The organism is Brevundimonas goettingensis (genome assembly GCF_017487405.1).
Lineage (GTDB): Bacteria > Pseudomonadota > Alphaproteobacteria > Caulobacterales > Caulobacteraceae > Brevundimonas > Brevundimonas goettingensis.
In genome coordinates this window covers 139,805-152,933 of sequence record NZ_CP062222.1, presented here as the reverse complement: position 1 = coordinate 152,933, position 13,129 = coordinate 139,805, and the positions used below count along the sequence as shown (strand labels likewise).

Annotated in this window: 15 protein-coding genes; 6 read left to right on the top strand and 9 right to left on the bottom strand. The window is 67.4% G+C overall.

Annotated features, from left to right (window positions below):
* Positions 1 to 121: 121 nt before the first annotated feature.
* Entirely contained in the window at positions 122 to 1,063 is a 942-nt protein-coding gene (locus IFJ75_RS00745; RefSeq protein WP_207870676.1) for an MBL fold metallo-hydrolase, read from the bottom strand.
* Positions 1,064 to 1,130: 67 nt separating this feature from the next.
* A complete protein-coding gene (locus IFJ75_RS00740; protein WP_207870675.1) occupies positions 1,131 to 1,748 on the bottom strand; it encodes a superoxide dismutase in 618 nt (205 codons plus the stop codon).
* A gap of 200 nt (positions 1,749 to 1,948) precedes the next feature.
* On the opposite strand from IFJ75_RS00740, the gene IFJ75_RS00735 reads away from it, so the two are divergent.
* A complete protein-coding gene (locus IFJ75_RS00735; RefSeq protein WP_207870674.1) occupies positions 1,949 to 2,161 on the top strand; it encodes a hypothetical protein in 213 nt (70 codons plus the stop codon).
* A 6-nt stretch (positions 2,162 to 2,167) separates the two neighbouring features.
* Here IFJ75_RS00735 and IFJ75_RS00730 read toward each other — a convergent pair whose 3' ends face one another.
* Genes IFJ75_RS00730 through IFJ75_RS00715 form a run of 4 tightly spaced genes read right to left on the bottom strand, consistent with a single transcriptional unit; the run spans position 2,168 to position 4,781 of the window.
* On the bottom strand, positions 2,168 to 2,401 hold the full coding sequence (locus IFJ75_RS00730) for a hypothetical protein (protein WP_207870673.1): 234 nt from the start codon (positions 2,399 to 2,401) through the stop codon (positions 2,168 to 2,170).
* Positions 2,398 to 3,264: an S-formylglutathione hydrolase gene (gene fghA, locus IFJ75_RS00725; RefSeq protein WP_207870672.1), complete on the bottom strand. Its 867-nt coding sequence runs from the start codon at positions 3,262 to 3,264 to the stop codon at positions 2,398 to 2,400. Before fghA ends, IFJ75_RS00730 begins: the two co-directional genes overlap by 4 nt.
* Entirely contained in the window at positions 3,264 to 3,647 is a 384-nt protein-coding gene (locus tag IFJ75_RS00720; RefSeq protein ID WP_207870671.1) for a VOC family protein, read from the bottom strand. The genes fghA and IFJ75_RS00720 overlap by 1 nt, the downstream gene beginning before the upstream one ends.
* A gap of 27 nt (positions 3,648 to 3,674) precedes the next feature.
* On the bottom strand, positions 3,675 to 4,781 hold the full coding sequence (locus IFJ75_RS00715) for an S-(hydroxymethyl)glutathione dehydrogenase/class III alcohol dehydrogenase (protein WP_207870670.1): 1,107 nt from the start codon (positions 4,779 to 4,781) through the stop codon (positions 3,675 to 3,677).
* Positions 4,782 to 4,901: 120 nt separating this feature from the next.
* Between IFJ75_RS00715 and IFJ75_RS00710 the strand changes: the two genes are divergently transcribed.
* The gene (locus tag IFJ75_RS00710; RefSeq protein ID WP_207870669.1) at positions 4,902 to 5,603 is read left to right on the top strand and encodes an NAD-dependent deacylase; all 702 of its coding nucleotides are present in this window, start codon (positions 4,902 to 4,904) and stop codon (positions 5,601 to 5,603) included.
* Positions 5,604 to 5,877: 274 nt separating this feature from the next.
* Positions 5,878 to 6,864: an NAD-dependent epimerase/dehydratase family protein gene (locus tag IFJ75_RS00705; RefSeq protein ID WP_207870668.1), complete on the top strand. Its 987-nt coding sequence runs from the start codon at positions 5,878 to 5,880 to the stop codon at positions 6,862 to 6,864.
* Between the two features lie 69 nt (positions 6,865 to 6,933).
* Here the strand turns inward: IFJ75_RS00705 and IFJ75_RS00700 are convergent, their stop codons facing one another.
* Positions 6,934 to 7,662, bottom strand: coding sequence for an RNA methyltransferase (locus tag IFJ75_RS00700; protein ID WP_263973003.1), 729 nt, complete (start codon positions 7,660 to 7,662; stop codon positions 6,934 to 6,936).
* Between the two features lie 145 nt (positions 7,663 to 7,807).
* Between IFJ75_RS00700 and IFJ75_RS00695 the strand changes: the two genes are divergently transcribed.
* Positions 7,808 to 8,368 carry a DUF5655 domain-containing protein gene (locus IFJ75_RS00695; protein ID WP_207870666.1) on the top strand — a complete coding sequence of 187 codons (561 nt, stop codon included), beginning with the start codon at positions 7,808 to 7,810 and terminating at the stop codon, positions 8,366 to 8,368.
* Between the two features lies 1 nt (position 8,369).
* On the opposite strand, the gene IFJ75_RS00690 is transcribed toward IFJ75_RS00695, so the two are convergent.
* Together IFJ75_RS00690 and IFJ75_RS00685 are read right to left on the bottom strand one after the other, a co-directional pair.
* A complete protein-coding gene (locus IFJ75_RS00690; protein WP_207870665.1) occupies positions 8,370 to 9,812 on the bottom strand; it encodes a tetratricopeptide repeat-containing sulfotransferase family protein in 1,443 nt (480 codons plus the stop codon).
* A gap of 3 nt (positions 9,813 to 9,815) precedes the next feature.
* Positions 9,816 to 10,835: a phospholipase C/P1 nuclease family protein gene (locus IFJ75_RS00685; RefSeq protein ID WP_207870664.1), complete on the bottom strand. Its 1,020-nt coding sequence runs from the start codon at positions 10,833 to 10,835 to the stop codon at positions 9,816 to 9,818.
* A gap of 165 nt (positions 10,836 to 11,000) precedes the next feature.
* Here IFJ75_RS00685 and IFJ75_RS00680 point away from each other — a divergent pair, with 165 nt between their 5' ends.
* Both IFJ75_RS00680 and IFJ75_RS00675 read left to right on the top strand, forming a co-directional pair.
* Entirely contained in the window at positions 11,001 to 12,374 is a 1,374-nt protein-coding gene (locus IFJ75_RS00680; protein WP_207870663.1) for a M28 family metallopeptidase, read from the top strand.
* Positions 12,375 to 12,539: 165 nt separating this feature from the next.
* Positions 12,540 to 13,124 carry a hypothetical protein gene (locus tag IFJ75_RS00675; RefSeq protein ID WP_207870662.1) on the top strand — a complete coding sequence of 195 codons (585 nt, stop codon included), beginning with the start codon at positions 12,540 to 12,542 and terminating at the stop codon, positions 13,122 to 13,124.
* Positions 13,125 to 13,129 lie beyond the last annotated feature (5 nt).

Genomic DNA, 13,129 nt, shown 5'->3' with positions numbered 1-13,129 from the left:
CCCTCGCTGGTTAATAAACCGCCCCAGTACGAGCGTTACCAAGCATCGGAATACTGGTGAATACTGCCATCGCAACCAAAGATTGTTTTACATTCTCTTCTTATGACTTTGGTCTCAGACCTCAGCCTTCGGGAACCCAGACATAGCCTTCAGCACCCTGCCGAACCCGCCCGATTCCGGGGAAGGGGAAATGATGAAAGTAAACGCGCTCACCCGAGGCGGCGAGGGCGGCGAGTTCAGCCTGACGCCGGGCCGCGCCCGCCACCTTGTCGCCGTCATATCCCATGGCCCATTCCGGGTGGGCCAGCGAGACGACGAAATGATGGGCCGTGTCTCCGGCATAGAGCAGCCTCTGACCGTCTGAAGCGATCTCGTAGAGGGTATGGCCCGGGGTATGGCCCGCCAGGGCGATGGCCGTGATGCCCGGGGCGACGACGGCGCCGGGGGCGAAGGCCTGCACCTTGGGCGCGATGGCCTGAACGAGGATCGCCATTTCCGGATTGGCCTGCAGCGAGGCCCATTCGGCCTGCGACATACGGATCGTGGCGTTCGGATAGGTCAGGGCGCCGTCGGCCGCGACCAACCCGCCGACGTGGTCGGGGTGGCCGTGGGAGATCAGGACGTCGGTGATCGCGGCCGGATCGACGCCCGCCTCGGCCAGGCTGGCCGCCAGCTTGCCGGCCTTGTCCCCGAAGGCCGCGCCGGCGCCCGCATCGATCAGGACCGTGCGGTCGCCGTCCTTGACCAGCAGGGGGTGGATGCTCAGCGCCAGACCGTCTGTCGGCTGACCGGCGACGGCCAGGACCGCAGCGACGGCGTCCGGTGTCTGACCCACGCCGAAGACCGAGTTGTCGTTCGGCACGAGGTTGTCGCCGTCCAGCAGCGCATAGGCCTGAAGCGAGCCGACCTTGAACGGGTACGCCCCATCCGACGCGACCAATGCCGCCGCCTCGGGCTTCGCTTCGGGCCGCTTCGCGTTCTCGGCCGGCGTACAGGCCGCGGCGGCCAGCAGCAGGGCGGCGACGGCACCCATCGCGAATGTCTTCGGGGTGATCAGCTTCATGGCGTCCTCCAGTGACGAAAACGCCCGCCGGATCGACCGGCGGGCGCTGCATTCAGACTTGGCTCGCTCAGCCCGCCTTGGCGGCGGCAAAACGTTCGTTGACCTTGTTCCAGTTCACGATCGGCCAGAAGGCACCGAGGAAGGCCGGGCGCTTGTTTTGGTAATCCAGATAGTAGGCGTGTTCCCAGACATCGTTGACCAGAAGCGGCACGCCCTTGTCGGGGTTGATGTCCATCAGGGAGTTGTCCTGATTGGGGGTATTGATCACCTTCAGCTTGCCGTCGGCGAAGATCAGCCAGGCCCAGCCGGAGCCGAACTGGGTCACGCCGGCCTGTTCGAAGGCGGTCTTGAAGGCGTCCATGCCGCCCAGGTCGGCGTCGATGGCTGCGGCCAGCTCGGCCGAGGGGGCGCCGGCCTCATCGGCGGGAGCCATGCTTTCCCAGTAGAAGATGTGGTTCCAGTAGCCGCCGCCGTTGTTGCGCACGGCCTTGGGGTATTTCGACATCTCGGCGAAGATCTCTTCCAGCGACTTGCCTTCGGCCTCGGCCAAGCCGTCGAGCGCCTTGTTCAGGTTGTCGGTATAGGCCTGGTGGTGCTTGTCGTGGTGGAACTCCAGCGTCTCCTTGCTGATCACCGGCGACAGGCCGTCATAGGCGTAGGGCAGCGGGGGCAGGGTGAAGGCCATGGGAGAGCTCCGTGCGGCAGGGTGTGCGGTCAAGGTTGTAAGGCAGCAAATAGTCCGCCCGTTCGACGAACCCAAGCCGAAGGGTGCGTTTTCGTTCCTGTTGCGAGTCGTTAGCTATTTTGCTCGGGAACAGAATCGCCCTTGCAACCATTGATGGCTGCGGGACGGGGGGCTGCCATGTGAGCATGGAGGACTGCCGCGTGCGACAGTCGCTGAACTACTATCCCCCGCGACTGAGCGAAACTCAGCTCGAACAGCTGTGTCGTCAGGTCCGCGAGGCCGCGGACTATATGGCCGACGAACAGATCCTCTGCCTCGCCGACCATCTGCATGACGCACTGCGAACGCGCCGCCAGCTGCGCGGCAAGGTGCAGCACCGCATCGACGAGCGGCTGCACCCTGGCGGGAACTGACCGCCGTCAGCCGGACGGCAGATTGGCCTTCAGGCAATCGCGGATCTGACGCTTCAGCGATCCCGAGGTGTTCAGGAAGTCCGCGCCCTCGGCCTCCAGCACCGCCTTGACCGCGGCGTCCAGCCCCTGAGGCAGGGCGGCGATCACCCTCTTCTCGCCCTTCACATGCAGGCAGTAGCCCAGCTCCCGGCACAGGGCGGCGAACATCTCTGCGTAGTCAGGCTGGGTTGCGTCGGTCATGAGGTTTTCAGTCGTTTGGCGTGGAAGCCGATGTGGTCCGCGATGAAGCTGGCCATGAAGAAATAGGAATGGTCGTACCCGGGTTGCATCCTGAGCGTCAGGGTCTGGCCCGCGGCCTTGGCCGCCGCGACCAGAAGCTCGGGCTTGAGCTGATCGACCAGGAATCCGTCGGCGTCGCCCTGATCGATCAGGATGTCGTCGAACGCACCCGCTCCTCCAGGGTTTTGGCCCGCTCCGGCCTCGACCAGTTTCGCCGCGTCGTGGGCGTCCCACAGCGACCGATCCTCACCCAGATAGGCGGTGAAGGCCTTCTCGCCCCAGGCGCAGCGCGTGGGCGACGCGATCGGCGCGAAGGCCGAGACCGATTTGAACAGTTCCGGGTGACGCAGGGCGAGCGTCAGGGCGCCGTGACCGCCCATGGAATGGCCGCTGATCGACCGCGTCTTCGTCGTCGGGAACCCGGCGTCGATCAGGGCGATCAGCTCCTCGACGACATAGGTCTCCATGCGGAAATGCGGCGCCCAGGGCGTCTCGGTGGCGTCGACATAGAAGCCGGCGCCCTGCCCGAGGTCATAGGCCGCGTCGTCGGCGACGGCCCTGCCCTTTAGGTCCGGCCCGCGCGGCGAGGTGTCGGGCGCGACGATGATCAGCCCCTGCTCCGCCGCCGCGCGATAGGCGCCGGCCTTGGTGGTGAAATTGTCCTCGGAGCAGGTCAGGCCGGACAGCCAGATCAGCACCGGGAATGGTCCTTCCCCCGCAGGAACGAAGACCGACAGGGTCATGGACGTGCCGGTCGTGACGCTGTCGTGCTTCAGATAGCGCAGCGTCCCGCCATGGACGATGTGGGTCTTCGTCGCTTCCATCAGGCGACGCGATGCACGGCGCAGATCTTGTTGCCAGACGGATCGCGCAGATAGGCCAGGTTCAGCGTGCCGAAGGTTCCGTTACGCTCGCCGGGCGGATCTTCGATCGACGTGCCGCCGGCCGCGACGCCGGCGTCGTGGAAGGCTTTCACCATGGCCGCGTCCCGGGCCGCGAAGCCGATGGTGCCGCCGTTGGCGTGGCAGGCGGGCTCGCCGTCGATCGGCTTGCCGATGGCGAAGCCGCCCTTGTCCGTGCGCCACCAGTAGCGGCCCTTGGGGTCCGGCCCCACCGAGGCGGGAATGCCCAGGGTCGTCAGAACCGCATCGTAGAATTTGCGCGACGCCTCGACGTCGTTGGCGCCCACCGTCAGGTGCGTGAACATCTCGTCTCTCCCTTTGTTTTCGTTGTCTCAGAACACCACGACGCTGCGGATGCTTTCGCCCGCATGCATCAGGTCGAAGGCCTCGTTGATGCGTTCCAGCGGCAGGGTGTGGGTGATCATCGGATCGATCTCGATCTTTCCGTCCATGTACCAGTCGACGATCTTCGGCGTGTCGGTGCGGCCGCGCGCGCCGCCGAAGGCCGAGCCACGCCACACCCGGCCGGTGACCAGCTGGAACGGCCGCGTGGCGATCTCCTTGCCGGCCTCGGCGACGCCGATGACGACGCTCTCGCCCCAGCCGCGGTGACAGGCTTCCAGCGCCTGACGCATGACCACGGTGTTGCCGGTGCAGTCGAAGGTGTAGTCGGCGCCGCCGCCGGTCATCTCGACCAGATGGGCGACCACGTCCGACACATTCTTCGGATTGACGAAGTGGGTCATGCCGAAGCGGCGGCCCCACTCCTCCTTGGTGTCGTTGATGTCCACGCCGACGATCATGTCGGCCCCGACCATCTTCAGCCCCTGGATGACGTTGAGCCCGATGCCGCCCAGGCCGAAGACCACGCAGTTGGCGCCCGGCTCGACCTTGGCCGTATTGACTACCGCGCCGACGCCCGTGGTCACGCCGCAGCCGATGTAGCAGGCCTTGTCGAACGGCGCGTCCTTGCGGATTTTCGCCACCGCGATTTCGGGCAGGACGGTGTAGTTCGAGAAGGTCGAGCAGCCCATATAGTGGGCGATGGCCTGACCCTTGTAGCTGAAGCGCGAGGTGCCGTCGGGCATCAGACCCTTGCCCTGGGTCGCGCGGATCGAGGTGCACAGATTGGTCTTGCGGCTGAGGCACGACTTACACTGGCGGCACTCCGGCGTGTACAGCGGGATCACGTGATCGCCGACCTCCAGCGAGGTCACGCCGGGTCCGACCTCGACCACGACGCCCGCGCCTTCGTGACCCAGGATCGACGGGAAGATGCCCTCGGAGTCGAGCCCGTCCAGAGTATAGGCGTCGGTGTGGCAGATGCCGGTGGCCTTGATCTCGATCAGCACCTCACCGGCGCGTGGCCCCTCCAGATCGACCTCCACGATCTCCAGCGGACGTTTGGCCTCGAAGGCGACGGCGGCGCGGGTTTTCATGGGAGGTCCTTTCCGTGAGTCTGCCGTCGTTCTAGCGGGCGGGGACGCGGATCGAAACCGTAGAGGTGATCAAACCGACGCATCCCTGCATCATGGTTCGCAGAGAATCGGAGGCTTTGCATGAACCTCGTCGTCCTGACCGGCGCCGGCGTCTCGGCCGAGAGCGGCGTGCCGACCTTTCGCGGGGCGGACGGCCTGTGGGAGGGCCACCGGTTCGAGGACGTCGCAACGCCCGAAGCCTTCGCGCGCGATCCGGTGCTGGTCCAGCGGTTCTACAACCTGCGTCGCGCGGCCTTGCCGACGGTCCAGCCCAACGCCGCTCACCGGGCCCTGGCCGAGCTGGCGGCGCGGTGGGAAGGCGACTTCCTGCTGGTGACCCAGAATGTCGATGACCTGCATGATCGGGCCGAGGCCGAGTTCCCCCCCGCCCCCGGCTTCGAACTGATCCATATGCACGGCGAACTGCTCAAGGGCCGCTGCACGGCTTCCGGCGTCGTCAGCGACTGGACCGGCGACATGGCGCCCGACGAGCCCTCGCTCGACCATCTCGAGGGTCGAATGCGCCCGCACATCGTCTGGTTCGGCGAGATGCCCCTGTCGATGAACCGCATCGAGGCGGCGCTCGGCCGCTGCGACCTGTTCGTCTCCATCGGCACCTCGGGGACCGTCTATCCGGCGGCGGGCTTCGTGCAGCTGGCGCGGATGGCGGGCGCCCGGACGGTCGAGATCAATCTGGAGCCCAGCCTCGGCGCGGGCACCTTCGACGAGGCGATCTACGGCCCCGCGACGGAGACCGTTCCGGCCTTCTTCTCCACCCTCTAGCCCTTCGCCGCCTTCGCCTTCGCCAGCCGCTCCGGATGTTCGTACATGCCCGGCTGCAGCTCGCCCTTGCACATCCGCATTCCGGAACCCGTATGCATTCCGGATCAGTGCGGCCAACTGGAATTTGATCGCTACCGGTAGCCAATCCGGGCCGTAGCGTGCATCGTTGGGCTTCTTTCGCCTACGCGGCGATCTGGCGTTCGAAAATATCTCGACGCCCACCCAAAGGATCCTGGGACTTGCCTACTTCTTCCCTGCGTCGTGAATCCAACCGATGACCGTCATCGTCACCGGCGCCGCCGGCTTCGTCGGCATGCATGTCGCGGAACGCCTGCTCCAGCGCGGCGAGAGCGTCATCGGGGTCGACGTCTTCAACGCCTACTACGACCCGGCGCTGAAAGAGGCCCGGGCCGAACGGCTGGCCGCCTTCCCGGCCTTCCGCATGGAGCGGGCCGACATCGCCGACGAGGCCGCCATGCGCGCCCTGGTCGCCGAGAGCGGGGCGAAGCGGGTCGTGCACCTCGCGGCCCAGGCCGGGGTCCGCTACTCGATCGAACACCCGTTCGCCTATGAGCATTCCAATCTGAAGGGGCATCTGTCCCTGCTTGAGGCCTGCCGCCACGCGAAGGTGGACCATCTGGTCTACGCCTCATCCAGCTCGGTCTACGGCGATCGACCGCTAGAGGGCGCAGGCTTCCGTGAAGACGATCCGACGGTGTCGCCGGTGTCCCTCTACGCCGCCACCAAGCGGTCGTGCGAGCTGCTCAGCCAGAGCTACGCGACCCTCTACGGCTTCCCGCAGTCGGGTCTGCGCTTCTTCACCGTCTATGGACCGATGGGGCGGCCGGACATGGCCTATTTCAGCTTCACCGAGAAGATCATGCGCGGCGAGCCGATCGAGGTCTACGGCAACGGCGAGATGGCGCGGGACTTCACCTATATCGACGATATCGTCGACGGCATCCTGGGCGTGCTCGACAACCCGCCGTCCGAGGGTGGGCATGAGGTCTACAACATTGGGGACTCCAAGCCCGTCGGCCTGATGGACATGATCCAGACCCTGGAGAAGGCTCTCGGCCGCGAGGCGATCAAGATCATGCGCCCGATGCAGCCGGGTGACGTCACCGCCACCTATGCCAACGTGTCCAAGCTCCACAAGCTGACCGGCTATGAGCCCAGGGTGCTGTTGTCCGAAGGCCTGCCGCGCTTCGTCGAGTGGTGGCGCAGCTGGAACGGCCGGAACGCCACGGGCCCGCAATGACGTGAGGGGCCCCGCGGCACTGGAGGCCTGACAAGAAACGGCGGAGACGGTCGCGCGGCTTTGAACCCCCTAGCCCTTCGCCGCCTTCTCCTTCGCCAGCCGCTCCAGCACCCGGCCCCTGCCCTTCGACAGGGCGGTGATCACGCCGCGGAAGGTGGCGACCTCCTGGGCGGTGAAGGCGGCGCGGCCCAGCATGACGCGCAGGTTCTGGCTCATGGACCGAAACTTCTCGGGCGGGTGGAAGAAACCGGCGGCGTCCAGCTCCTTCTCCAGATGTTCGTACATGCCCAGTTGCAGCTCGCCCGGGGCCGGCGGCTCGCCCTCGCGGAAGCCCGGCGGCGGGGCATCCAGCACCAGGGTGCGCCACTCATAGGCATTGATCGCGACCGCCTGGGCCAGATTCAGGCTCTGGTGGCGCGGGTCGATGGGGATGGTGACGATCCCCTGGCACAGGGCGATGTCGGTGGTCTCAAGCCCCGCCCGCTCGGCGCCGAACAGAAGGCCGATCTGAAGCCCCGAGGCGCGGTCGTCATAGAGGACGCGGGTGGCCTCGCGCGGGGTGCGGACCGGCTGGCGGGTCTCGCGCGGGCGGGCCGTTGTGGCGAAGACGGTGTTCAGATCGGCGATGGCGTCAGCGACCGTGTCGAACACCCGCACGCCCTCCAGCACCCAGTCGGCGCCCGAGGCCGTGGCCCAGGCGCGCTCCTGCGGCCATCCGTCGCGCGGCGCGACGAGGCGCAGTTGATCGAGCCCGAAATTGGCCATGACGCGGGCGACCGCGCCGATGTTCTCGGCCATCTGGGGCCGATCGAGGATGACAATCGGTGGACTGGGGGGAGTAATCATCCGCGTTCCCTAACCCGTCTCCCGACCCGGGTGGAGTCTGATCTGGTCAGGCGTCACGCATCGCGCTTTACTCGACCGGTCCTGTTGGAGAGCACAGATGAGCACGCCCGCAGAGGCACTGGCGACCCAGATCCGCAATATCGAGACGAAGACCGGCCAGACCCTGACGCAGATTCGCGCCGCGGTCGCCGGCTCAGGCAAGGTCAAACACGGCGAGGTCCGGACCTGGCTGATGGAGACGTTCGGGCTCGGCTATGGCGACGCCAACACCCTGGCCCACGCCGCCGCCGGCGCCATGGACGGCCCAGCGCCGTCGGCCAATGACGCCCTCGACGAAATCTACTCCGGCAAGAAGGCGCATCTGCGCGCCGTCCATGAGGCGGTCATGGCGGTGCTGGCGCCGTTCGGCGAGTTCGAGGTGTCGCCGAAGAAGGGGTACGTCGCCCTGCGCCGCAAGAAGCAGTTCGCCATGCTGGGTCCGAAGACGGCCGAACGGGCCGAACTCGGCATCAACCTGAAAACCGATATCGCCAGCGATCGCATCCTTGCCCAGAAGCCCGGCGGCATGTGCCAGTTCGCGGTCGCCCTGACCGGCCCCGGGGATGTCGATGCAGAGGTCGCCGCCGCGCTCAGACAGGCGTTCGACGCGGCGGGCTAGGTCATTCCCCCAGCAGCCCTCTCAGGCCGCCGAGATGGCTCTCGTAGTTCCGCCACCGGCCCGAGGATTTGCGATAGAGGGGTTCGCGGATTTGCCAGACGCTGGCGGTGCGCACGGCGCCGCCGGCCTTGTGGAATTCCATCACCTGATCCTGCCAGTCGAGGCCGCAGTAGGTCAGCACACGCTCGATCTCCGGACGCGGATCGGCGACCAGGGCGTCATAGTCGACGGTCAGGATGTCGGGATACAGCGACTTCCAATGGGCCATCAGCCGCTCGTGCTGGCCGTACCAGTGGGCGGCGTCTTCCAGATCCATCGCATAGGCCATCGACGCGTCAAGATGCAGGAACCAGTTGGACAGGATCATGTCGAGCGGCTGGCGGACCGTGTGGATGATCTTCGCATCCGGGAACATCGTCTTGATCAGGCCGATGTGCAGGAAGTTGTCAGGCCGCTTGTCGGTGACCAGAGCCGCGCCCGGACGGGCGGCGTGGAGCTGGTCCAGATAGGATTTGCGCCAGCCGGCCGCCGTGGCCGGCGAGGCCTCTCCGGCGGCTTCCGGATAGGGGGCGATGGCCGAGACGATGCGCGGCGTCAGCGCCAGCTCGCCGCCGGACGTCACGCCGTCATGGGCCGCCAGAATCCGCTCCACCAGGGTCGATCCCGAGCGGAACATGCCCAGGATGAAGACCGGGGCGCCGGTCGGATCCCAGACGGTCGGAACGGGTTTGGGGAAGGTCGCGATCGAGCGGTCGACGAAGGCTTCCTGGGCGGCGCGGTCGTAGGTCGCGCCGGTCGCCCTGCGGCTGGCGGCATTGGCCTCGGCATAGGCGGCGAAGGCCTGATCGTACGACTGGACCTCATCCAGGGCCCGGCCGAGCGCATAGCCGACCTCGGCCCGGGAGGCGTCGGACGCACCGGCCTGCGCCAGAAGGAGCCCCATCGCTTCGATCAGGGGATCGGCGGCGTCGGTGAAGCGGGTGGCGTTGGCGAGGCGCGCCAGGGCCAGGGGCGCGGCCTGGGGCGGGGCCAGGTCGAGCGCGCGGCGATAGGCCGACCGCGCCTGATCCCGTTCGCCCTTGTCCTCATACAGATTGCCGAGATTCAGCCAGGCGGCCAGATAGGCGGGCTGGATAGCCAGTGCGGTCTTCAGCTCGGCCTCGGCCGCATCCGCCTGTCCCAGATCGTCTGAATAGATGACCGCGCGGTTCAGGTGGACCTCTTCCGGCCCGCTGATGCGGCGATCCAACGCCTCCTGATAGGCGCCCAGGGCGGCGGCGGGGCGGCCCGCCTGGCGCTGCATCATGGCCAGGTTGAACCAGGTGTCGGGCATATTGGGCCGCAGGGCCAGCAGGGCCCCATAGGCCTCCGCCGCCTCGGCCGGCCGTCCCGCCGCCTTGTGTGACTGCGCCTGCCGCAGCAGGGTCTCCGCCTCAACCGACACCGATCAGTCCTCGCCGTACATCGACGCCCACGGATCGACCGCGCCGCTCTGGACGTCCGCGACCTTGACCGCCGGCCAGCCGACGCTGGCGGTTTCGGACGCCTGCCAGGCCAGGATGGTCAGGTCACGCAGCTCGGCCGCGCCCGCCGCCACCCGCTCGGTCGCGAAGGCCGCGCCGCGCGCATCGCCTTCGGCGAAGGCGCCGGCCTTCTCCAGCTGGTAGAAGGGGATGACCTGGCCCACGCCCGCCTTCAGATAGGCGACGATCGAGGGCTTCATCTGGAAGCCTTCCAGCGCCGGAGCCGGCATGGCCGCCTCGACAGCGTCCAAACGGACGTTGCGACGGATGTATCCGCCCTCGAACATCGAGTGGGTCCGGCGCGAGTTGGTGAAACCTTCCGGGTTCGGATAATCGCCCCACCCGTTGAAGTGGATCGACATGTGCAGGGGCTGGGACGCGTCGCCGACATAGTGGGACAGGACGCCCATGTCGCGACGGGTCAGGGCCTCGCGACGCAGACGGTCCTCACGATACCAGGCGCGTTTGGCCGGGTCGGTCTCGCGCTGCTCGATGGCGTTGAGCACGCGCCAGTAGGCGAAGTCGCGCACCAGCTGCTGCCAGCCGTCCATGATGGCATAGGGCAGGTAGCCTGCGTCATTGACCTTGATCCCGGCGGCCAGCAGCTGGGCGTCGTATTCGGACTTCAGCTCGGGCAGGTCGTCGATGGACATGCCGTTGGCGTTCATGATGTGGCCCGTGTCGTCCAGATCGACGAAATGGGCCGTGTCGCGCTCGCGGTCGTGCGGCTCCCCGCCGCCCTTGGAGCGGTCGGGTTCGCGCGAGATCTCGCCCACCTCGGCGGCGGCGTCCATGCCGCGGATGAAGGCCGGCAGGCTGTCCGGCAGGGCCCGCACAGCCGCCACCCCGACCAGCCGGTGACCGGTCGATCCCCAGGCGTCGACCTGGGCGGCGGGAACCGCCACGGCCAGCATGGCGACGGCGGCAAGGGCGAAGCGTTTCATGGCGGAACTCGCATGAGGAAAAGGCTGCGTTCGCGGTTAAATCGACGATGCGACGCCGTCGAGCGGTTTCTTGTGTCGCCCCGTTTCACCGGCGGCACAGCCGCCCGCTTGACGCTCCGGCGTGGCGCCGCCTAACCGTGCTGTCCTGTCTTTTGGGGACCCTCCATGTCGAAGCGCCACGCCCTGATCGCCGCCGCGATCCTCGCCCTCACGTCCGCCTCGGCTCACGCCCAGAGTACAGCGGGAGGGTGGCAGGTGAAGCAGGAATGGGTCGCCGCCCATGAGGCCTTCCTGGCCGGAGACGCCCTGCGCGGCCGCGGCAGCGCCACTCCGGACGAAGGCATCGCCGCCGCCTATGTCGCCGCCATGTTCCAGAGCTACGGCCTGTCGATGGCCCCGGGCATGACGTCGTATCTGCAGACTGCCGGTGTGACGAAGACCACGCTCGGCAATAACGCCAGCCTGACCGTGGGCGGCGTGACCCTGACGCAAGGCGCCGGGCTGTCCGTTCTTCTCGGCTCCGGAACCGCTCACAGCGGAACCCTGACCGTCGGCGGTGACGATCCCGCCGCCTTCCCTGCCGCCGACGCGGTGCTGATCGCCCCGCCCGAAGGCAATACGGGCCTGAGCTGGATCAGCGCCGCCGCCAGCAAGGGGGCGACCCTGATCATCGTGCGCGAAACCGACGCCCTAAAGGCGCGGGCCGCCAGCCGTCCGCCCCGGCCGACGTACCGCCTGACCGACGCCGCCCCGCGACAGAAGATGATCGATGCGGTCATCGTCTCCGCCGCCGACTACGACCGGCTCAAGGCCCTGGCCGGAACCGTCGCCGCCATCGATCCCGGCGCCGTCCAGCGTGCCGAGACGACCACCACCAACGCCATCGGCTTCCTGCCCGGCAGCGACCCGTCCGCTGGCGTGCTGCTGATCTCGGCCCATCTGGATCACCTCGGCGTCCGGCCCGACGGGACGATCATGCACGGCGCCAATGACGACGCCTCGGGCACGACCGCGGTGCTGGAGCTGGCCCATGCCCTGTCATCCGGCGAGGCGCACCGGCGCGGCATCCTGTTCGTCGCCTATGGCTCGGAGGAGATCGGCGGCCTGGGATCCACATACTTCGGCGAGCATCCGCCCGTGCCCCTTACTGACATCGTCGCCAATCTGGAGATCGAGATGATCGGCGCCCAGGATCCGAAGATGGAGCCCGGCGTCATGATGATGACCGGCTTCGAACGCTCCAACTTCGGCCCGACGCTGAAGGAGAAGGGCGCCCTGGTCGCGCCCGACATGTATCCGGAACAGAACTTCTTCCAGCGCTCGGACAACTTCTCCCTCGCGCTCAAGGGGATCGTCGCCCACACCGTCTCGGGCTGGGCCGTCACCCCGACCTATCACAGCCCCGACGACGACATCGCCCATCTGGACCTGCCCTTCATGACCCGGGCGATCCAGTCGCTCATCGAGCCCCTGCGCTGGATGGCGTCCAGCGACTTCACGCCGGAATGGGCGCCGGGCGGACGCCCCGAGCCGCGCTAGGCCAGATGGCAGCCCGGACATTTGACCCGGCCGAGGCCAGCGCGGGTCGAGGATCGGTCGGCGTGCGGCGCGCCTTCCGTTTTTCGGCGACCTCGCGCCCGAACCTGATAAGAATGAGCGGACATCGTCGCGGCGGGGACGGTAGCGATCTGGAGAAGAGGCCTGATGAAAGCGTCCACCACCTACCGCCTCAAGCTCGCCTCGGTCGGCACGCTAGCCGGGGGCTCGCTGATCTCGGCGTTGGCGCTGGCGATCGCCCTCGCTGCCCCGCAGATCCATGTGCCGGTCTTCGACGCCTTCGGCGTCGGCGCCGAAGCCAGGGCCGATGCGGCGCTCGAATCCGTCGATCCCGCCGAAGCGCTGCGGGCCAATCGCGCCTCGCTGAACGCCGCCCCCATGGCCGCGGCCGGATGGCTCCGCATCGCCTGGCTGCAGACGCGTGACGGCAGCCCTCTCAACGCCGAAGGTCTGGACGCGCTGGAGAAGTCCTACACCGTCGCTCCCTTCGGTCCCGACGTCACCGTTTGGCGGTTGAACTTCCTCTATGAACACTGGAATGAGCTGACGCCAAAGCTTCGCGAGGAGGCGTCGCACGAGACCGTCATGGGTCTCGGCTGGAGACTGGACGCCAGCAAGATTTCCAACCCGTCGGGCCGGCTGGCTGCCAGCCTAAACCAGGTCCAGCAGACCCGACGCTACCAGGAAGCCCAGGCCAGGGCGCGTGACGCGGCGGCCGCATCCGGGCGTTGAGGTCG

Excerpts from the sequence above, each read along its gene's own strand:
- IFJ75_RS00745 (WP_207870676.1), bottom strand. The coding sequence starts at position 1,063 with ATGAAGCTGATCACCCCGAAGACATTCGCGATGGGTGCCGTCGCCGCC.
- IFJ75_RS00740 (WP_207870675.1), bottom strand. The coding sequence starts at position 1,748 with ATGGCCTTCACCCTGCCCCCGCTGCCCTACGCCTATGACGGCCTGTCG.
- IFJ75_RS00730 (WP_207870673.1), bottom strand. The coding sequence starts at position 2,401 with ATGACCGACGCAACCCAGCCTGACTACGCAGAGATGTTCGCCGCCCTG.
- fghA (WP_207870672.1), bottom strand. The coding sequence starts at position 3,264 with ATGGAAGCGACGAAGACCCACATCGTCCATGGCGGGACGCTGCGCTAT.
- IFJ75_RS00720 (WP_207870671.1), bottom strand. The coding sequence starts at position 3,647 with ATGTTCACGCACCTGACGGTGGGCGCCAACGACGTCGAGGCGTCGCGC.
- IFJ75_RS00715 (WP_207870670.1), bottom strand. The coding sequence starts at position 4,781 with ATGAAAACCCGCGCCGCCGTCGCCTTCGAGGCCAAACGTCCGCTGGAG.
- IFJ75_RS00710 (WP_207870669.1), top strand. The coding sequence starts at position 4,902 with ATGAACCTCGTCGTCCTGACCGGCGCCGGCGTCTCGGCCGAGAGCGGC.
- IFJ75_RS00705 (WP_207870668.1), top strand. The coding sequence starts at position 5,878 with ATGACCGTCATCGTCACCGGCGCCGCCGGCTTCGTCGGCATGCATGTC.
- IFJ75_RS00700 (WP_263973003.1), bottom strand. The coding sequence starts at position 7,662 with ATGGCCGAGAACATCGGCGCGGTCGCCCGCGTCATGGCCAATTTCGGG.
- IFJ75_RS00695 (WP_207870666.1), top strand. The coding sequence starts at position 7,808 with ATGAGCACGCCCGCAGAGGCACTGGCGACCCAGATCCGCAATATCGAG.
- IFJ75_RS00685 (WP_207870664.1), bottom strand. The coding sequence starts at position 10,835 with ATGAAACGCTTCGCCCTTGCCGCCGTCGCCATGCTGGCCGTGGCGGTT.
- IFJ75_RS00680 (WP_207870663.1), top strand. The coding sequence starts at position 11,001 with ATGTCGAAGCGCCACGCCCTGATCGCCGCCGCGATCCTCGCCCTCACG.
- IFJ75_RS00675 (WP_207870662.1), top strand. The coding sequence starts at position 12,540 with ATGAAAGCGTCCACCACCTACCGCCTCAAGCTCGCCTCGGTCGGCACG.